General features: G+C 41.9%; 19 protein-coding genes and 1 pseudogene. 10 read left to right on the top strand and 10 right to left on the bottom strand.

All coding sequences use genetic code 11. The features are described from left to right. Window positions 1–320: 320 nt before the first annotated feature. Together gnd and AB3112_RS01365 are read right to left on the bottom strand one after the other, a co-directional pair. Window positions 321–1,223 carry a phosphogluconate dehydrogenase (NAD(+)-dependent, decarboxylating) gene (gnd, locus tag AB3112_RS01370; protein ID WP_057909059.1) on the bottom strand — a complete coding sequence of 301 codons (903 nt, stop codon included), beginning with the start codon at window positions 1,221–1,223 and terminating at the stop codon, window positions 321–323. A gap of 228 nt (window positions 1,224–1,451) precedes the next feature. Further along, a complete protein-coding gene (locus AB3112_RS01365; RefSeq protein WP_367333848.1) occupies window positions 1,452–4,049 on the bottom strand; it encodes a YfhO family protein in 2,598 nt (865 codons plus the stop codon). A gap of 404 nt (window positions 4,050–4,453) precedes the next feature. Here AB3112_RS01365 and AB3112_RS01360 point away from each other — a divergent pair, with 404 nt between their 5' ends. Then, entirely contained in the window at window positions 4,454–5,359 is a 906-nt protein-coding gene (locus AB3112_RS01360) for a DUF5776 domain-containing protein (protein WP_367333847.1), read from the top strand. 38 nt (window positions 5,360–5,397) lie between these two features. Further along, the gene (locus AB3112_RS01355) at window positions 5,398–5,892 is read left to right on the top strand and encodes a C40 family peptidase (protein WP_057909062.1); all 495 of its coding nucleotides are present in this window, start codon (window positions 5,398–5,400) and stop codon (window positions 5,890–5,892) included. A gap of 108 nt (window positions 5,893–6,000) precedes the next feature. Here the strand turns inward: AB3112_RS01355 and AB3112_RS01350 are convergent, their stop codons facing one another. Next, window positions 6,001–6,426, bottom strand: coding sequence for an OsmC family protein (locus AB3112_RS01350; RefSeq protein ID WP_084974150.1), 426 nt, complete (start codon window positions 6,424–6,426; stop codon window positions 6,001–6,003). 191 nt (window positions 6,427–6,617) lie between these two features. On the opposite strand from AB3112_RS01350, the gene AB3112_RS01345 reads away from it, so the two are divergent. Further along, the gene (locus AB3112_RS01345) at window positions 6,618–7,811 is read left to right on the top strand and encodes an MFS transporter (RefSeq protein ID WP_057909064.1); all 1,194 of its coding nucleotides are present in this window, start codon (window positions 6,618–6,620) and stop codon (window positions 7,809–7,811) included. Window positions 7,812–8,155: 344 nt separating this feature from the next. Here the strand turns inward: AB3112_RS01345 and AB3112_RS01340 are convergent, their stop codons facing one another. Further along, window positions 8,156–9,556: an APC family permease gene (locus tag AB3112_RS01340; protein ID WP_057909065.1), complete on the bottom strand. Its 1,401-nt coding sequence runs from the start codon at window positions 9,554–9,556 to the stop codon at window positions 8,156–8,158. Window positions 9,557–9,761: 205 nt separating this feature from the next. On the opposite strand from AB3112_RS01340, the gene AB3112_RS01335 reads away from it, so the two are divergent. Further along, entirely contained in the window at window positions 9,762–10,340 is a 579-nt protein-coding gene (locus AB3112_RS01335; RefSeq protein ID WP_084974148.1) for a TMEM175 family protein, read from the top strand. A gap of 61 nt (window positions 10,341–10,401) precedes the next feature. Here the strand turns inward: AB3112_RS01335 and AB3112_RS01330 are convergent, their stop codons facing one another. Continuing rightward, window positions 10,402–10,755 carry an iron-sulfur cluster biosynthesis family protein gene (locus AB3112_RS01330; RefSeq protein ID WP_057909067.1) on the bottom strand — a complete coding sequence of 118 codons (354 nt, stop codon included), beginning with the start codon at window positions 10,753–10,755 and terminating at the stop codon, window positions 10,402–10,404. 120 nt (window positions 10,756–10,875) lie between these two features. Between AB3112_RS01330 and AB3112_RS01325 the strand changes: the two genes are divergently transcribed. Beyond that, on the top strand, window positions 10,876–11,826 hold the full coding sequence (locus AB3112_RS01325) for an NADP-dependent oxidoreductase (protein ID WP_084974144.1): 951 nt from the start codon (window positions 10,876–10,878) through the stop codon (window positions 11,824–11,826). A gap of 83 nt (window positions 11,827–11,909) precedes the next feature. On the opposite strand, the gene AB3112_RS01320 is transcribed toward AB3112_RS01325, so the two are convergent. After that, entirely contained in the window at window positions 11,910–12,110 is a 201-nt protein-coding gene (locus AB3112_RS01320) for a hypothetical protein (protein WP_367333846.1), read from the bottom strand. Between the two features lie 15 nt (window positions 12,111–12,125). Between AB3112_RS01320 and AB3112_RS01315 the strand changes: the two genes are divergently transcribed. Continuing rightward, window positions 12,126–12,524, top strand: coding sequence for a S24 family peptidase (locus AB3112_RS01315; RefSeq protein ID WP_057909070.1), 399 nt, complete (start codon window positions 12,126–12,128; stop codon window positions 12,522–12,524). Between the two features lie 229 nt (window positions 12,525–12,753). Continuing rightward, window positions 12,754–13,710, top strand: a complete 957-nt coding sequence (locus AB3112_RS01310; protein ID WP_367333845.1) for a helveticin J family class III bacteriocin — start codon at window positions 12,754–12,756, stop codon at window positions 13,708–13,710. Between the two features lie 136 nt (window positions 13,711–13,846). Here AB3112_RS01310 and AB3112_RS01305 read toward each other — a convergent pair whose 3' ends face one another. Continuing rightward, a complete protein-coding gene (locus AB3112_RS01305) occupies window positions 13,847–14,704 on the bottom strand; it encodes a hypothetical protein (protein ID WP_057910064.1) in 858 nt (285 codons plus the stop codon). Between the two features lie 1,048 nt (window positions 14,705–15,752). Between AB3112_RS01305 and AB3112_RS01300 the strand changes: the two genes are divergently transcribed. After that, the gene (locus AB3112_RS01300) at window positions 15,753–16,736 is read left to right on the top strand and encodes a helveticin J family class III bacteriocin (protein ID WP_057911297.1); all 984 of its coding nucleotides are present in this window, start codon (window positions 15,753–15,755) and stop codon (window positions 16,734–16,736) included. 110 nt (window positions 16,737–16,846) lie between these two features. Here the strand turns inward: AB3112_RS01300 and AB3112_RS01295 are convergent, their stop codons facing one another. Further along, on the bottom strand, window positions 16,847–17,593 hold the full coding sequence (locus tag AB3112_RS01295) for a hypothetical protein (RefSeq protein WP_057908981.1): 747 nt from the start codon (window positions 17,591–17,593) through the stop codon (window positions 16,847–16,849). Window positions 17,594–17,798: 205 nt separating this feature from the next. Between AB3112_RS01295 and AB3112_RS01290 the strand changes: the two are divergent. Both AB3112_RS01290 and AB3112_RS01285 read left to right on the top strand, forming a co-directional pair. Then, window positions 17,799–18,072, top strand: a pseudogene (locus AB3112_RS01290) (type II toxin-antitoxin system Phd/YefM family antitoxin). Further along, window positions 18,072–18,476, top strand: a complete 405-nt coding sequence (locus AB3112_RS01285) for a type II toxin-antitoxin system YafQ family toxin (RefSeq protein WP_057909017.1) — start codon at window positions 18,072–18,074, stop codon at window positions 18,474–18,476. Before AB3112_RS01290 ends, AB3112_RS01285 begins: the two are co-directional and overlap by 1 nt. A gap of 203 nt (window positions 18,477–18,679) precedes the next feature. Here AB3112_RS01285 and AB3112_RS01280 read toward each other — a convergent pair whose 3' ends face one another. Then, complete coding sequence (locus AB3112_RS01280; protein WP_179136534.1) at window positions 18,680–18,793, bottom strand: DUF3923 family protein; 114 nt, start codon at window positions 18,791–18,793, stop codon at window positions 18,680–18,682. A gap of 235 nt (window positions 18,794–19,028) precedes the next feature. Then, window positions 19,029–19,341 (bottom strand): LPXTG cell wall anchor domain-containing protein (locus AB3112_RS01275; RefSeq protein WP_367333844.1); only part of this gene is annotated, 313 nt, incomplete at its 5' end.

Below are 19,341 nucleotides of genomic sequence, written 5' to 3'. Positions count from 1 at the left end.
ATAGAGGTATCGAAAGTGATACTTGGCTGAAATGTTCGCCACAGGCCGGCTTTTAATATCACCTAGCCGAAACGCGTTCCGACGACCCTGGGTCTTACACGTAAATAGAAAAGGTGCATCAATGGACCCTACAACTTTTGAGGACAGCGACTGCAGCCCTGACCCCTCCTCCATACATTTTTAATACGACCAAGCCGAAACGTGCTCTTCAAGCCAGCTTTCTCCGCTTAACAAAATAACAGGAAGCAATGTGCAAAAAACGCACATCACTCCCTGTTATTCCGTTAATGCTCAAAAGCTAAACGGCTTGAAGAGCACTCTTATTTCTTCATATCCATCGCATGGCCACCGAATCCGTGACGCAATGCTGATACGACTTTACCTGTAAATGTATCTTGTTCCATTGAACGTGTACGTGCATACAATGCATCAGTGATAACTGGAACTGGGATGCCTTGGTTGAGGGCTTCTTGAACAGTCCACTTACCCTCACCTGATGAGAACATCTTGCCTGAGATTTGGTCCAAGTTGGCGTCGTTGGCAAATGCTTCCTGTGCCAATTCCATGAGCCAGCCACGGATAACTGATCCGTTTACCCAAACTTTGGCAACTGCTTCGTTGTCGTAGTCGTATGGGCTGTGGTCCAAAACATCGTAACCTTCACCGATAGCTTCCATCATACCGTATTCGATACCGTTATGAACCATCTTCAAGTAGTGACCTGAACCTGGCTTACCAGTGTATAGGTAACCGTCTTTTTGTGAAATGCCTTCAAATAATGGTTTGATATGGTCGAATGCTTCTGCACTAGTACCACCGATCATGAAGTTACCACCGTTCAAAGCACCGTTCTTACCACCTGAAGTACCACAGTCAAAGAAGTTAATGTCTTTTTCTTCAGCGATCTTACCATGACGAATGGAGTCTTGATAGAATGAGTTACCACCATCAATCAAGTAGTCACCCTTTGAAAGAAGGCCAACCAGTTCAGTAACAGTTGAGTCAGTTGGCTTTCCTGCAGGAACCATGATCCAAACAGTGCGTGGTGCGCTTAATTTGCTTACCAGGTCAGCGTTGCTTGATGCTGGAGTAGCACCTGCTTCTTGAGCCAACTTGATGTTGTCTTCGTTCAAATCAAATGCAACAACTTCGTTTCCGTTACGGATCATGTTCTTAACAAGGTTAAGACCCATTTTTCCAAGACCAATCATACCAATTTGCATAAGTATTCGTACCTCTTTCGTCTTATATATTAGTTAGTTACTTACCTACGACAATATTATATATTTTGAAAAGAATTTTCGCAAGCTTTATTGAACATTATTTTCAAAAAAGTTGAAGCGATCTGAAAAAGCTGTGTAAATTCTCAATAAATACCGTTATGACAACGTTTTCATTAGGAGCCCACTTTATTCCATCTTAAATCAAGAAATCCGATTATTGAAAATATTTTACACTTTTGACCAGTGTCGGCGTAAAACTGCCGTCCCACTTAAACATAAAAGCCCAATCAAACTCAGAGTTGCGCCGAATAAAAGTCCCTTAACGTGATAGTTAAACGCCACTCGGTGGAATCCCGGCGTTAATTGAACACCTGTCAGTCCATCGGCAACCTTCTTCAATGGTTGTGGCTTGCCGTCAACGCTCACGTGCCAGCCCTTATCAAACGGAATGGTGATCACTAATGTCTGAGCTTGTCTCCCAACATTCACCGTTCCTTCAAAATGGCTGCCATGTTCATTTAATTTGTTTTGATGTTTCAACTTGAACTTATGCTGCTTCGAATAACTGATCACCTTATCAAACTCAGCCGTATCAACGCCGGAAAGATCGTTACTCAGACTTGGCAGTTCACTGGCCGAATGAATTGTGAGCGTCGACGTCTGTCCCTTTTGCAGCTCTCCCATTGGTACCATTTCGGTGCCGAGGCTGCTATAAAGTGTCGACAATCGCTGCCCATTGACGTAAAAACGCACATCATACAATCTAACACCAGGAATATATAGGTAGTGCGGTCCGGTGGTATTAGCCCGAAATTGAATCCGGTATTCAAAGAAATCCCGGTGGACTTGTCTTGATTCCGTCATGATCGTCGGCTTGACCAAATACTGGTTATGGTCTCCAGAAACCGCCTTAGTGAACTGATTCAAATTCGTAAATGCCTGATCGTGCTTTAAGTTTAAGTTTTGAATTCGATTATTAGCCATAAATCCGAGACCAGCCGCGTCCTTTCTGACAGTCAGCTGATTATTTCCATGATCGCCAATAAAGTACGAATATTTTAAGCCAAAGAAATAATTGGTGATGGCAGTTCCACCAAGCATGTCAATGCGCCGAATGTTCCGAGTAGAAAATCCAAGATTGCCTAAAACATGGTGAGTATTGGCATTCAAAGTCGAACTATACGAACTAATGCCGTGATTTCTAAATAAAAACGAATCGTTATAACCGTTGTATGGAACCTTGAAGAGATGTCTGAATGGTTCATTAATCACCGTGAACCGATAAAAACCATTATCATCACGATAACGCTTTTCAACCGCGCCAATCAGCTTGGTAGACTTTGTGTAGGTCCTTTCGAAATCTTGTTGGTTTCCAAGCGGTGCCCCATCCGTTGCAATCAGGAAGTTCAAACCCAGTTCGAACATCAAAATAATCCCCAAGAAGATTTTGCTCATGCGGTGATGCCGACCGACACCAATCATCGCAATCACCGTCACGATGATAAAGGCAATCGCAAATCCCAAAACAATCGGGTGAACCGACAGTTGAGCAATATCGAAGGTATAGGCCGTCATCTTACGCTGCTCGATCTGGGCAAATAGATAACCAATCGCGATTGCAATCCCCAGGCCCAGTCCAGAGCGGACTAACAGCTTTGTTTCCGAGAACATCCCCTGCATATAGCCTTCATAGACCACCATGATAATTGCGAAGCTGAATAAAAAGACCATCCTAAACGGAAAGCCAGCTGGCTGTTGAAACATATGCCAGATGGTGTTCAGCGGCAAAAACCACATGCCAACAAAAATGCCGCCAATTAAGATGCCCGCCGACTGCTTATCGCGTTTACTAATCCGTTGAGAAAAGAAGTAGACGATCGTTCCAATGATAAACAGCGTCCCAGTAAAGAAGCTCGGATTGTGGGCTAAACGTCCCGCAAAATCGTTGCCGCCAACTCCCAGATTGACTGGGAAGCTGAAGCCAAAGGTTCCCCTAAACAGAAAATTTGATATCAAGAGGTCTTTTTTCCCTGTCGCCAACATCCCTAATGCGGTCGGAATCAATACAACGGCCGAAACCATCGCTGATAACAACGAATACCACAGAAACCAACCGAGCGGTTTCCGGTTGACATCAATACTTTGAGAAAATGTTAGCTTGATTGGTTGATCTTTTTTAATCAGGTAAGCCACGTACAACACGTTGAAAATACAAATAATGTAACCCATATAAAAATTGGTCATGATAATCACGATGAGGCTAAAGACGTACAAACCGCCTTTACCCTCATAAAACAATTTTTCAAGCCCATAAATCATAATTGGCAGCCAAATCAAGGCGTCCAGCCACATCAGGTCATAGAAATACATTGCCACAAAGCCACACAGACCGTATGCCAAACCGCCATAAATCGCCATCAGATCATACTGGCGGTATTTTTGCCCCAAAAACGCACTCATGGAAACGGCACACATAATGAGCTTCAGCCAAATGATGAGATCAATCGCAATCGGCAACTTGGCAGTACTGAAGAACAAAATAATAACGTTTAGTGGGCTAAGCAAATAATAGGCATAGATTGGCACCAAGCTATCCCCAATTGACATTAGGAAGGAATAACCTGAAAAGCTGAAGTGTGCCAACTGGCGTTTGAGCTCGGCCAAAAACTGGAGGTATTGCGTGGACAGGTCACTAACTAATAGGTTGTGAGCCCCAAATGGTGCAATCCCCATAATGGCAAATAAGGCACTGACTAACAAAATCGGCATCAGTACCGCTAATATGTAAAATTTCAGACGTGTTTGCCCGTTACGCTGTGACAACATTTTTTCCACCCCAAATTGGATTTTCGGTTTCCAAGCTTCATCATTCCATGCTTGTAACACTCCTAATTATAGCTTTTCGCATGGTATATACGATAAATTACTCTTTTTCCTTTACTAACAATTAAAAACTTTGATGAATTGTTACATTTGACCCCCTTAACTTGTAACAAAAGTCCCAGTTTGAGTCAATTTGTCCTGATATTACCAATGATTTAAAAATATATTCGATAAATTAATATATTTGTTCACTTTTTTAAAGAGGCCTAACCCCCGCCACCTTGCACATCCGCGGGATACGTAAAATGTGAAATATGTTTCTTAACATTTATGAAACAATCCTGATACTGGTTAGTAGTATTCATTTCATATAATTGTTCTTGTAAGTTTTTAGAGGAGGACTATTGATGACATTTAAATTCAAAAAAATAGCCGGCCTATTAATGGGTGCCATGGCAGCATTCACCATCAGCGTGAATGCATCAGCTGCCAAGACAAAAATTGCTGATGTTTCTCAATATCAAGGAAGCATCAATTGGAGCAAGGCCTCCAAGCAATTAAAATTTGCGATCATCCGGGTCCAACATGGTGATACCGGCGATGCAGATTTCAGAATCGATACACAAAAAGATATTAACGCCAATGGCGCATATAAATATAACGTTCCTTTCGGTCAATACGGTTACGCGGAGTTCAGTAGCGTGGCTGATGCCAAAAAAGAAGCCCGCGACTTTTATAAGCGTTCAAGTTCCAAAGCCCGCTTTTACGTTTTGGACAATGAACATCGTAAGGGAAAGGGTTCGGAACAATCTTACGTCAACGCGTGGTTATCTCAGATGAGAAAGTTAACCAAGAAGCCATTGGTTTACTACTCATATCAAAACTACGTGAACGTTCATAAAATCAATTATTCCAAGTTTGACGGTTCGTGGATCGCAAATTACTCCGCTCAGCCAAACGTCACAACCGACCTGTGGCAATACACATCAAAGGGTCGTTTGAGCGGAATCAGCGGCAACGTTGACTTAAGTAAGGTTGTTGACAGCTCAACCGTCAACTCTTGGCTTAAGTCAACCTCAGCCGATGTTGCCAAGTCGACATACTTCACATCACTGCCAAGTGATAAGCAAGTCACAACGTCAAAGAATATTTACGAATATCAAGATGTCAATTTCAAGAGTCGGGTTTCAAAGATTACTGCTGGCAAGTCGCTTTCAGTTAAATCAATCACTCGTTCAAATGGTGGAGCTTACCGGTTCCAACTAGCCAACGGAAATTACATCACAGCTAATAAAGCATACGTAACTGACTAATTTAACGAAACTAACGAATAGTAAAGGGGAATTTTATCTTGTCACACAGTATTATCAAATCAGCCTTAAAACCACTCATATTAATCGCAACTTTGTTCGCTTTTGCCGTAACGACTTATACAGCAGCTACCAGCGCTGATGCAAGTAGTTCCGACCAATCATATTCAAAAGTTTACAAGGAAGCTAAGAAACACCTTGGCGCTCGTTATGTATATGGTGCAATTGGCCCTACCAACTTTGACTGCTCAGGATTCACTAAATTTGTTTACAAAAAGTCAATCAAGAAGTCAATTCCTAGAACTGCCCAAGCCCAATACAACGGAACCAAGAAAGTTTCTAAGAGTAACATCAAAAAAGGTGATTTGGTATACTTTGGTGGCAGTAAGCACAGCATTTCCCACGTTGGGATGTACATCGGCAATGGCCGCATGATCGATTCACAAAATCGAGGCGTCGTTACTGAAAATGTTTACTCACCATGGTGGCACGTAGTCGGATTCTCCCGTCCAGCTACTTTGAGTTATGACGATTAATTTTAACGGATCATATAAAATACCAGCAGCAGGCAAATTTGCATGTTGCTGGTATTTTTTTGTGGCCATGTCAATGTCCGTTTGAAATGATTAACTACTCAATTCGCATTAAAATTTGAATTGATCAACAACTTCAAAGGTCACATTTTCATTTGCCTTGAGCAGCTTGGCAACTGGGCAGGTATCCAGTGCTTCATCAACTATCTTTTGTGCTTGCTCATCGTCTAATTCATGGAAGAGAATTTGGCAACGAACAACAAACTTGTAGCCCTTCGTGTCTTTAAGTCCGTCAACTGCGGTATGAATGATTGTGTCGGGCTTGATATGATACTTACGTTCAACCATGCCAATCGTTGCGTTAAAACATGTACTGAGCGCAAAACCGATAAATTGTTCCGGATTGGTCCCAGGACTGTCAATTAATGAACTGCTTACACCGAGGGCTAATCCTTCATTCCCACGAACGAAACTTTCACCAACCAATCCATGCTCGTTAACAACTTCAGTATGATAAAGTGATCCGTCAACAGCCATATATTATTCCTCCTAATTCGCAAATCCGTTACTTCATCCAACACCCTTATGATATGTGATTTAAAAACACAAGTCCATCAAACAGCTCTTCTAATTGTTAGCGCTTACTATGTCGATTTATTCCCCGTTGCGCACCAAATTTTGGTACACTGGACTTTGGCGCAAAAATTCGAATGAAAGAAGGTCAACTAATGCCCAGAAAAGAAATGAGTCTCAAATGGCTGATCATCGGTGCGATGTTCAGTAGTGTCGGCATGAGCTTTGTCTGGCCGCTAACAAGTGTTTACCTACATGATCGACTCGGCGTTTCGCTCACTTGGATTGGGATCGTCCTGCTGTTTAACTCGCTGGCCAGTGTCTTGGGGAGCTATCTTGGCGGTTACTTATACGACCGCAAGAACCCCTATCACTTGCTGATCGGCGGTGTGTCGGGAACGACCCTCACCTTGATTGCCCTCACACTGTTTCATGGCTGGCCGACGTTTGGAATTATTTTATTCTTCAACGGAATTGCCAGTGGTTGGAACGTTGCGGTGGTTAACTCGATTGGAACCAGTATCAAATCAGAGGACAGCCGCTATATTTTTAACATGCTGTACTTCGCGCAAAACTTGGGGATTGTCATTGGAACGTCACTCGTTGGTTTCATTTACAGCATCAGTGTTACCTTGATGTTCGTGGTGGCCACGACGTTATTTCTGATTTTCCTGATCATTGTCCTGCTGGAATTCAAACCCGCAGCAAATAAGTCCGATAAAAAAGTGTCTGACACAGAAAAAACGACTTGGAGTTCAAAGTCTCTTCCCAAAGCAAATGCCATTATGTTATTTACCTTTTTCCTATCACTGTTTATTATTTGGATCATGTACCAGCAATGGGTTTCCAACCTATCCGTTTATATGACGGGCATTGGCATTCCGCTCCGTAATTACAGCTTCTTATGGACCATCAACGGCGGTGTAATTGTTGTCAGCCAAATTATCATCAACTGGATTTCCCGATACCACGAAAATATGATTCTGGAAGTCTTCTTCGGTATCTTTTTGATGGCCAGTTCGTTTGTGGTCCTGATCTTCGCCAAGACTTATCCATTCTTCGTCTTGGCAATGGTGACGTTGACAATTGGTGAGGCGACTGCTTTGCCGACGATTCCGGCGTTGGTCAATACGTTAACGCCCGTTGAAGCCAAGGGGCGCTATCAAGGCCTCATTCAGTCGTGGGCGTCTGCCGGACGTGCCCTCGGGCCTTTATTCGGCGGCTTGGTGATTGAAATGTCCTCCTACACGGCACTGTTTATCATTGCTACCAGCGCAGTCATGTTAGTGCTGATTGGCGTAATCGTGTTATGGAATATCTTGCATGGTAAATTGGTGATGTATCGTTAGCGTTTCATTATTTGGATAGTAAAAGGCCTCCGCGAAAAGTGCGGAGGCCTTTGTTGTGTTGTTTTAAGTTTTAGATCTGCTACCTAGAAAAACGTGCTCCGACGACCGCAAACGACGTGCAGCGTCTAGCCTACTGGCGACGACCCTGACCCCTAATGTGTAAGGCCAAAGTTGCAACAATGAACAAGACCCGTTCATGTCTTTCTATTACCTAGCGAAAACGTGCTCTGACGACCCTGACCCCTAATGTATAAGGCTGAAGTTACAACAATGAACAAAGCCCGTTCATTATTGCAACTTCAGCCTTATACACCGGGGTCACCCGGGTCTCGTCGCACTCTCTCCTACTTTCCCAACTGGCTATGCCTCAGTCCATACCCAAAGTACAGGACCAATCCAAATGCGAACCAGATTCCTGATGCAATCCAGGTTTCCGCTTGTAGTTGCGACAGCATCAGCATACACAACAGTCCGGAAATAATCGGCAATACCGGGTACCACGGTACCTGGTAGCCATGATGGTTTTGGATTTCCTTGTTTCTTCTTAACGGAATAATGCCAAATGACACAAACAAGAAAGCAATCAAAGTACCAATGTTAACCAAGTTGGTTAATTGATCCAGCGGCACAAATCCGCCCATGAACGCAATGACAACCGTGATGGTGATCATACTATTTTTGGGGCTCCCCTTTTTATCAAGGGTTCCCAAGAATTTTGGTAACAGCCCATCCCGGCCAATTGAATAAATCAGTCGTGATGAACTGTAAATCATGGTCACCATCATCGTGAACATCCCTGCCAAAGCACCCAGCGAAATAATTCCGGCAACCCAGTTCAAGTGCACAAATTGAAGGGCAAAGGCAACTGGATCAGAGACATTTAACTTGGTGTAAGACACCATCCCCGTCAAAACAATCGATACCCCAACGTAAAGAATCGTCGCAACGATTAGGGTACCAATAATTCCAATCGGCATGTTTTTCTTAGGGTTCTTAACTTCAGCAGCCGAACTTGAAACGGCATCAAACCCGAGGTAGGCAAAGAAGACGGCTGCGGCACCGCCAAGGACGCCACCGTGAGCACTATGCCAACCATAAGGCAAAAATGGATGCCAATTTGAAGGCTTAATATAAAACATTCCAACTACAATGAATAATAAAATAATACCAATTTTGACAACCACAATGATGTTATTCAAACGGACCGAAGAACGCATCCCCTGATTCAACATCCAAGAAATCAGAACCACGATAATAATTGCGATCAGGTTCCCATACGTCCCCTGGCTGGGCATAAACGGCCCGGAAATCGCCTTGGGAAAGCCAATGTGGAATCCTGCCAGGAATGATTGGAAGTAGGCCCCCCAGGCGCTGGAAACCGCCGCAACGGCTAACACGTACTCCAGGATCAACGCCCAACCAAGCACCCAGCCGACAATTTCGCCAAAAACCAGGTTTCCGTACGAATAAGCACTCCCCGCAACTGGTAAAGCCGACGCGAATTCGGCGTAACACATCGCCGACGTCGAACAAACAATCGCTGCGACAATAAATGAAATAATGATACCAGGACCCGCCTTGGTTGCGGCAACCGTCCCCGGGAGAATAAAAATACCGGTTCCGATCACGGCACCAATTCCAAGGGCAATGAGGTCGAACGCCGACATGGTCTTAATGAATTTCTTGTCAGTCTCAAGGTAGCGATCTAATTGCTCCCGTCGAAAAATTCGTGCTACTAATGACATACACGTGCCTCCAAGTGTTTAGATTAATTATTGATTAAAATACTTATTCTATTTTAACTTTGCGTCGTGCATAAAGTCAATTTCAAAAAGTTGATGTAACCGGTTTATCGAAAAATAACCGGATTTTTAATCAAAGTCACCATATCACCATTCGCCCAGAAAATATTGTATGCTTATATGTAAAGGCATTTAAGGGGGGACGAATTTGAAAAAGAACCGTCTGGAAGCATTTACCGACGCCATCGTGCCAATCATTATGACCGTGTTGGTACTGGAATTAAGCGGGCCCAAAACTTACAGTTGGCAAGGTCTGTGGGATATGCGCGAGGAATTAATGTCGTATGCCATTTCGTTTTTCTTGTTAGCTGTCGTCTGGGGCAACCATCATCACATGTTTTTACTGGTTAAAACCATCGACGGCTTCGTCATTTGGTCAAACACGTTACTGCTATTTTTCCTTTCATTCGTGCCATTTGCGACCGCCATCGTTGACGCCGACCACCAAAGTTTATTTGGCTCACAGCTCTACACGCTGTTATTTATTGCGATCAACCTTTCCTGGAATTTGTTACGCATCAGCCTGGTGCGGGCAAACAAGTCCGTTGCCGTGTTGGTCCGAACGCTTAAACGAGACCCGAAAAGTATCTACACGCTTTTCGCTTTCATTGCCGTTTTCTTAGTTTCATTTTACTGGCATCAATTTGGGATGATTGGCACATTTATCGTGATGTTGTTGTGGGTCATGCCTTATCGAAAGATTGAGGAAGCTGCTAAACGACTTTAAACAATAATCAAAAAGAGCACCTGGCCAACGATGGTCAGGTGCTCTAATTGTTTGGAGTCGCTTATGCGTTTTGCTTTGTCAAATCTTTGAGTTCAATGTTACTATCCAAGACACCACTTTCGCCACTCAGGACAATTTGGTTGTTGGTATAATCCAGCTTCATGTCTTGGTCGAGGTAAATATTGGTGTACCCCTTAAAATACCAGTTGCCAACGTTAGCTGCCAACTTGGTATCATAATCGGGTACTTCGGCATCCTTATCCACGGCAATCACATCGAAGCTGACATCCAGTGAGCAAACCCCAACTTTTGAGAAAGGGCCAACACCATCATCGAAGCTGAGAAGAAGCTTGCTGTCGGCGGGAAATACCTTGTTGAGTTGTTGTAATGCATCATTTGTAATTGTTAATTTCATATCCTCACCTCTTCTTATTATCCTAAACCTTTCAGAAGAGATGTCAATTAAGTTGTGCACAATTTATCGGTTAGTTTTCTTCGTGTTAAAATACCGTTATAATGACTTCGAGGTGATTTAATGACAAAACAAATGAATGCCATCGTCATCAATGAATATGGCGGTCGAGATCAATTGACTCAAACCCAAATGCCCATTCCTGAAATTAGCGATCATCAACTACTGGTCAAAGTCGTCAGCATCGGCGTCAATCCGATCGATTGGAAAGTTCGCGAAGGCCTGCGTAAAAAGCGCTATAACTTTGAATTCCCAATCATCTTAGGTCAGGAAATGGCCGGTGTGGTTGCCGAGGTGGGTAAAGATGTCACTGGCTTTAAGGTTGGCGACGCGGTCCTGGGTTACGGGACGCCTAATAATCGTGGGACCTATGCCGAATACTACGCCGTTGATGCCAGCCAAGTCGCCCACAAGCCGATTACGGTCTCGTTTCAAGAAGCAGCTGGGGTCAGTCTTGCCGGTACCACCGCTTGGCAGGCGATTTTTGATGCCGGCCATTTAAAAGTTGGCCAAACTGTCCTGGTATTAGCTGGGTCTGGGGGCGTGGGATCAATGGCCATCCAACTGGCCAAGAATATTGGCGCCCACGTCATTACGACCACCAGCGCGCCAAATGAGCACTTCGTTAAAAGCATCGGCGCTGATAAGGTCATCGACTACACAACTCAAGATTTCAGCAAAGTGTCGCCAGAAGTTGATCTGGTATTCGATACCCTGGGCGGCCAAAATCAAATTGATGCATTTAAAGTTGTTAAACCAGGTGGTGCCGTCATCTCAGTTGTTGAAACCACCGATCAAGCCGCTGAATTAGCCGAAAACCATCAGGTAACCTTTGATAAAATCAACGCACATCCTGAACAAGACGTGATCACGACACTGAGTAACCAACTGGGATCCGGTAAGTTAAAGGTTAAAATTGCCACCCAATTGAAATTCAACGTGGAAAACGTCCGCGAAATGCATAAGTTGAGCGAAACCGGCCACATTGTTGGGAAGTTAATTTTAAATATTTAACGAGACAGTCTGTTTTCAACATAATAATTAAGACATACAAATGGCCCGTCCCTAGTTTAACTGGTGGCGGGCCATTTGACTACCTATGATTGCTTAGGTGGTCGTTGATAGTCATGGTAGGCTTGTTCAACTTTTGCGGCAATCGTTTCATCAGTGAGCGACAGCCCCAAAGTTTTCAGGTGCTGGTTGATAAACTGGATGGCTTCAGCCTTGCGTTGCTGGGGCTCTAATTCCGTCATTTTTGCCAGCTCAGGAATGATCGCCCCGGCCAGTTCGTTAGCCATCTTTAACGATTACAGATGGAACAGGCCAACAATGTCGTGCAACTCCCCTCCAAAATCTTGCAGATTGATGGCGTGGTTTCTGCCGGAACCGGTGAAGAACTGGTCGATGAACGTGATGAAATGGACTACCAAGGCAAATTACCCCGATTTGATTATGCGGTCAAAATTAATGGGGATTCAATGGAGCCTCAATTTCATGATCAACAGGTGGTCCTCGCTCAAGCGGCCACCGATGCCGACAATGGCCAAATTGTGATTGCCTACGTTGATGGCCGGAGTTACATTAAGCAGCTAGAAAAAACTGATCAGCACTGCCGGTTAGTGAGTTTAAACGCCAAGTATGCCCCAATTGATGTCAGTGGGAATGAAGACTTCGCGATTAAAGGCGTGGTCATTGGCACCTTAAATAATTAAAAATACTCAGGATTAAAAAGGCGTCTCGTCATTCATTTGACGAGGCGCCTTTTTTTATTGGCGGTAAAGTGGCGGTGTTTTGGCGGTAAGTTGTCCGGAGGTGGTCGGCTTTAAAAGGCCAAATGACGATATGCTATAAGCGTCAAATCGATTTGATACCTCAATCGCTAATTTAATGCCGGAATTAAATTGGCCAACAAAAATAAATTTAAGAAAGAAGATTTTTATAATGACTGATGTAACACAAAGATATCACGTAACTTTACCAAGTAGCAAAGTGATTCAAAAATTCTATTTGGATTTTCCAAACAAAATGGCTTACTTTTTGCAAATGGCTGCTGGAAGTGCCACAGATATGACCTTAACCTATGGAGGGTTTGATCCAAGTAATTCAGAGATTAATCTTTCAAACAACCCGACTCAAATGCATTTAACTAACTTTGGTCACGGCCAAACTTTTGAATTGTTTAACTGGAACAATCAATTATATGCTTGGGTTATGACTTATGCTGGTAGCAATGTAAATAAAGATGGAGATCATTGGGCAACCCGAGTTGCTCGTTTACCAATTGATGGTAATTCGAAAACGCCTGCTGATGTTAACTCCATTACTTTCTTGAACTATATGGGTACCGGTGCTGGTAATAAGAATATGACCTTATATCGGGCAGATGCAGCATTGTCTTCTGACAAGTCTCGTTTAGCGGTTTGGACTCAGCAATCTAAAACAGGAACCAAAAAACGAGTTACGGCGTTTAAGACGGATGTGTTAAATCAAGTCATGGATACCGAAGGAAATATTAAATGTACTGATTCTCGCATGAAGAAAGGTGGATCAGCCTACGTATCCACTCGCGATATAAGTAGTTACAATTATCCTCAAGGTTCTTGGCAAGGTATGGAGCTATCTAATAAAACTAGTGCTGGCTATAACTGGGTTTATCTAACTAGTGGCCAAGCAAAGAATCCATCAGTAATCGTTCGAGCCCCTTGGAACTTTGCAAGTCCTGCACCACAAAATATTACTGCAAAGATTACCGACTTTGGTTCACATGATCATGAAACTGAAGCTCCTCAATTGTATGGAAATGATGTTTACTTTGGCGTTGAGGAAAAGAAACCTGCTAGTGGAAAACTTAACGAGCATTATATCTACAGTATCTCTAAGGATTCTTTTACTAATTAGGGTAACGGAGACCGGTGAAAATGCGAAAAAAACGGTAAGTTAAATTCAATTTAGAAAGCCTCACAAATTGGTTTTAAATCAATTTTGCGAGGCTTTTTTTGTTACTCCTAGTATGCAACATTTTAGAAATTGATTATTAGTCGCCATAATTGGCGGCATTCTGTGGGGGTGTGAAGTATTTTGCACCCCCTACTGTGTATAAACTAGCCCACATCGCATATATTCTGCCAGTATATTGATAGGGTGTATGTTGATTATTAATTGTTAACCGATAACGATACTTGCCCTTATTTAAATGGGTTGCTCTTACTCCTTGAAGTTTATGCTGATAGTATATGAAGGTTTTGGACCCCTGTTTAAGCGTATGACTGATTTTAACATAGGAGGTTGGCTTCTGGACGTACTGCCAATTAAGGCCCCCGTCGGCTAATGGCTTGTGATGATATTTATAAAATTCTAAATAACCATCAGAAGTGATTTTTAAAGCATTGCTAGAGAAATGGGGATTATAGAAATAATTGGAAGCTCGGGTTTTAAAGGTGCCGATACCACCAGAATAGAGAACGTTTTCGCCATAGGGTAAAACATAAACTGGCCGTTTCACTCTGGTATATTTGCTGGGATAATAGGAAAGCAATATTGGAATAAATTGAGATGGCTTGTTAAAGCCCACTCTTTTTTTCAGGGCGTAACTAAGATCAATGTGAGAGCTAATTAAGGCCTTTCCACTTTTTGCCTTACTACCGTTATCGATACTGACTGAGGCGGCGAGGACCGTTCCCTTTGGTAAAGTAACTTTATTACCGGCAAAACTAAATTTAGTGTTTTGATTTAATCGGTAATATGATGACTTCAAACCAATCTTGTTAATATAGCTGCTACTAACTCGATGAAGACCAGTCTCTTTAGCCAAAGCTGATTTATTCGAAGAAGCTGATACGCCTGAAAAGACCAGCAAGGCTGAAACAAAAGTTAAAAAGATGCGGTTTTTCATAATAAAAATCCTTTCATTGCTATCTATGTCTTAAGTATACTAAATTAGTAGATAAAGTTAAAAATGTTGAACTAGAAATGAAAGATTGTAATGAAGTAAAAAACAGTTGGTAAAGTGTTTTTGGGTTAACAGTTTTAAAATTAAATTAGGAAATTAGACGCATTATATGCTTACCGGGACTAGTAGAGCAGCTAAACAAAATAGCCACAGAATCTAAGGGGCAAAATTATGAATCCGGTTTAATTAACTTTGGCGGCAGAAAAATCTGCAATTAGCATTGGTCAATCAAGAGGTTTAGTTTATTGATTTGAGTTTTATAAAGGAACGTATCGATTCCAAAGTGAGAGTCTCAAGTGACGGTCTTAGGATTATATCTAGGCAATCTCATAAATACTCGCCGAAATATTTGCGAAGTCATTGGATGACCAATTAGCAAATGGTTGACAATCAATAGCAACCTTCGAGGAACCTTCGAGGGCTAAAAGATGTTCCGAAATAGTCAATTCAAAGTCAATCAGTAGCCATTGTAAATCCAAAATCAGGCTATGAACTGGACTATTTATAATTTAATTCGAACGACTTAAGATGTTCTTGGTGACATTCTTGCCAATGAACTTCGTAAAGAAATCTAAACAAACAGTCAGCAAAATGGGCCTCACAAGTCATCAATGCTCGTGATTAGTTGCACGGATCCGCGTACGTCGCTGGTAAAAAAGTTGCTTTTAAATTACCGGAATGAAGACTTAGGGTACACGAAGAAGCAAATTTAAACTCTATTTGAGATTCTTAGCAGTTAGGGGTCATTGGCACCTTAAATAATTAAAAATACTCAGGATTAAAAAGGCGTCTCGTCATTCATTTGACGAGGCGCATTTTTTATTGGCGGTAAAGTGGCGGTGTTTTGGCGGTGAGTCGTCCGGAAGTGGTCGGCTTTAAAAGGCCAAATGACGATATGCTATAACCGTCAAATCGATTTGATACATCAATCGCTGATTTAATGCCGGAGTTAAATTGGCCAACAAAAAATTTAAAGAAGGAAGTAATTAATATGTCAAGTAATGTAGATGCACATTTAAAATATCGATTTAAAGGATTGCCCAAAGCAAATGTTGTTCAGAAAGTATACGTTGGATCAACATATGTGTATGCACTTCAACTATTCAACACAAACACGGATGTTGTTATTTCACGAGTTGCAAAAAGCTCTGCAAGTGGCTTTGACTTAGACTTTTCAAATGCAGAAACGATGTATCTTAAAAATTTTGGCCACGGTCAAACCTTTGAATACTTCAATTACAATGGTCAGGACTACTGGTGGATTGTCACAAAAGGAGCTGGTGGTGAACATAATTGGGGAACCCAAGTAGGACGTATTCAGTTTGAACCCAATACTGAAGACACAACACCTTATACTGGGAATACCAGCATTACACGTTTATCGGCTCTTAGTACGGCGACCAAAGACGGGAATGCTTATGGTAGCATTAAGCGAGTTGAGGCAGCCTTATCCTCAACCAATGCCCCCGTTTCAGGCGGAACAACCGATCGATTGTTAATGTTAGCAGGACTTGATACCAACGGTAATGGCCACTTTACCCTTTACGATAACAATAAAGTGAATGCCATCCTTGATACGGTGGATGCTAATCATGGTCATATTCCTTGCAGCAAGTTAAAATCAGCATTGGTTTCAGATCCGTACCGTAAGGTAGACAGCCTAGCGTCTAAGCTAACCAGTGACTCTATTCAGGGGTATGATATCTCTGATGGTCGAGCAATTTATATTTCAAGCGGACAGCCCAATCAATCAGGACACTCTGGTCCTGATACCCCTGGTATTTCTAAGTTATATTGGAGTGACTCACATATTGTTAAGCATACATTGCGCAATACAAACTGGAGTGGTATTAATATCGAAACTGAAGGCGTTCAAATTGCTAGTGATCTGTACGTTGGTATTTCTTATCATAATGCGGATGCGACAGTAACTACAGAAAACAGATTGTATACCACAACCAAATCATCATGGTAATAAACGAAAAGTAGTTTTCACCAAAATCCCTCCGCAGGTTTGCAGAGGGATTTTATTTAACATAAAGATATCGGTAACCACCATTCCAGCACAGATTGGAACAGCATAATTTAGGGTTCCAAGAAGTAAACAAATCCCCATCCATAATTTTTGCTAGTCTTACCAGATATTGATATTGAAACTTTCCAACCCTTAAGATCTGTTACTTGGTAATTGTTCCCATTAAGATCAGTTAATAGTGCCTTAGGAATTACAGCATGTAAATATGCGTTAAAAGAAAGTTTACCTGACTTCAATTGTCCTTGCAATCGCTTATCTGAAGCCAAAAATCCCGGAATAGTAATTCCTTGGAATTTTTTGTATTGATCACCCAAAGCCTTTTGGAGATATTCTTGTTGACTATCTGGATGGTTTTTTAATTTGTCAGTGACCTGTTGTAAATGGGGACTATAAATTGTTCCTGGTAGTGCATTTAGCGTCTGCTGTTTAATGCTCAAATGTTTCACTTGTTTCAGATATCCCCGCCAAACCAGCCCAGAAACGGTGTTTTCAGGATTTTTAATTCTGTAAAAAATACCCGTTTTTTTGCCATTAGTCATTTTGTAACTTTTGAAAACATACCAATTAGTCCCAGGATAATCGCTTAATGAGAATCGTTTCTGGGTTAGATTATTATTCCAAATAGCAGCTTTTGGATTACCAACTCTAGTGTGGTAGGTTGGCAATATAGTTGCATAACTTTTACTTTTAATCGGTTGGTAACCCTTGGTCGCATGGACTGCAGGTGATTGCGTTATAAGGCCGATACTTAAAGTTAGGCCACTCATTAGTAAAACCTTCATTAATTTATTAATCATATTAAATCTCCCTTTTACCGATTCAGCTTTTGATGTACTTTCAGTATACGCGATTAGCTGGGCAATTTAAAAAATGAGGTCAGTTAATTGTTAAATGACCCAGGTCTGGATGAATTCTGTACCTTCAACTATATTATTGGCACTAAATATTGAGTAATCAAATACTTGATAAGGTACACCATTAAGTACGGAAAGGGTGATTCAAATGACCGTTGTTTTAACTCAGAGTGATTTTTGCTCACATTAAAAAACATCTCGACCAAGTTAATGATAACGAAACCGTCTATATTGCCCGCTCAAACAACCGCACAGTTTTCGCCATTTCCCAAGAAAAAATGGATTGGTATGAACGTACTTTGCGGGCCAAAGAAGGGGCGCTGGAATATGCCGCTGCCCGCGATCAGCTGATCAAACGCCATGTCTTGCCAGATGATGAAATTGTCGAATCCAATGACCATTATTGGGATCAGTTTAAATGATGAAAAAGCTTCGATTTAAACCACGGGCAACTTTTAATGCTGACCTGAAACGGCTGGACAGCTTAGATCGTAACATTATTGATGAAGTTCGATCAGCCATTGATCTGCTGCTGAAAGCACATCAGCTACCACCGGAATTTGATGACCATGAACTAACCCGCCAATTAGCCGGATATCATGAATTTCATTTACGTGATACACCTTCAGGAAATCAGCCCAATGATATAAATGACGTCCTCGTCGTTTATATCATTGATGAAGATGAATTAATCTTAATTGGCATTCGAGTTGGTTCTCATAATCGGTTATTTCCGGATCAAAACAGCTCAACGAAGTACCGAAAAAAAGATGATAAGCAGGGCTACTTTCATTCAAATAACGCTAAAACAGCCCCTATAATCTAGTAAGTAGATCTGAGGGGCTGTTTTAACAACGTTTCCGAGGGGCGATAACTCTATTATGGACCCTGAATTGAAGGCCGCTATCGAAAGTGGGAATATAACCACTACTTATTTTTTCTTCTAATAAGTGCACGCCATATTACCTGTACAACAAGTGCAACAAGTAAAACGATTCCTAAAATAATTTCTGCCGCAATACTAGCTTGCTATGTTTGATATACACCCGCACCATCAGTTTTTCTTAACATAATAAATGCTGAGCCACATAAAAAAATGATAATTATAATAATAGTTGTAACCCACCAAGACTTATTGTTCATTTTAGACGCCTCCATTCAAGCGGGGGTATGAAATCTCGCCCCCTAATCAAAGATCCTCGTTCTGAAATACCAGAAAACTCAAAAAAGGAGAAGAATAATATAAACTGTTCTTGGGACATCGTTTTTGCTTCTTTCTATCTGAATTATGGCTTAATAATCGTAATCAAAAAGTGTCTGGGGCATGCAATTGCATGTCCCAGACACTTTTTACATTAGAGAGATAAGAGCATCAAGATTACTTCAATCCATGACGCTTCTTTCCTAGTGCCATTCCACCAAAGGAGACAATCATTAAGAGTAATCCTAACAGGATTGGCGTTACCGATTGTTTGTCACCCGTTTGTGGTAATTGTGCTTGTTGCAAGTCAGTTGCTTCGCTGATACCTGAGGCTTTTGGCGTATTACTTACATCGCGCTTCGCAACTGGCTGTGTGGCTTCGCTTAATTTGATTGGCGCTTCCACCTTGTTGTCAACTAACTTCGTTTGAGTTGGTGCTTTGGGTTCAACTTTATCAACTGTTTGAGTTTCAGTTGGTTGAACGGGTGTT

Source organism: Lentilactobacillus sp. (assembly GCF_040773105.1).
GTDB classification, from domain to species: domain Bacteria; phylum Bacillota; class Bacilli; order Lactobacillales; family Lactobacillaceae; genus Lentilactobacillus; species Lentilactobacillus parabuchneri.
The sequence above is the reverse complement of the archived record's forward strand: the minus strand, read 5'-3'. Positions and strand labels throughout refer to the sequence as shown.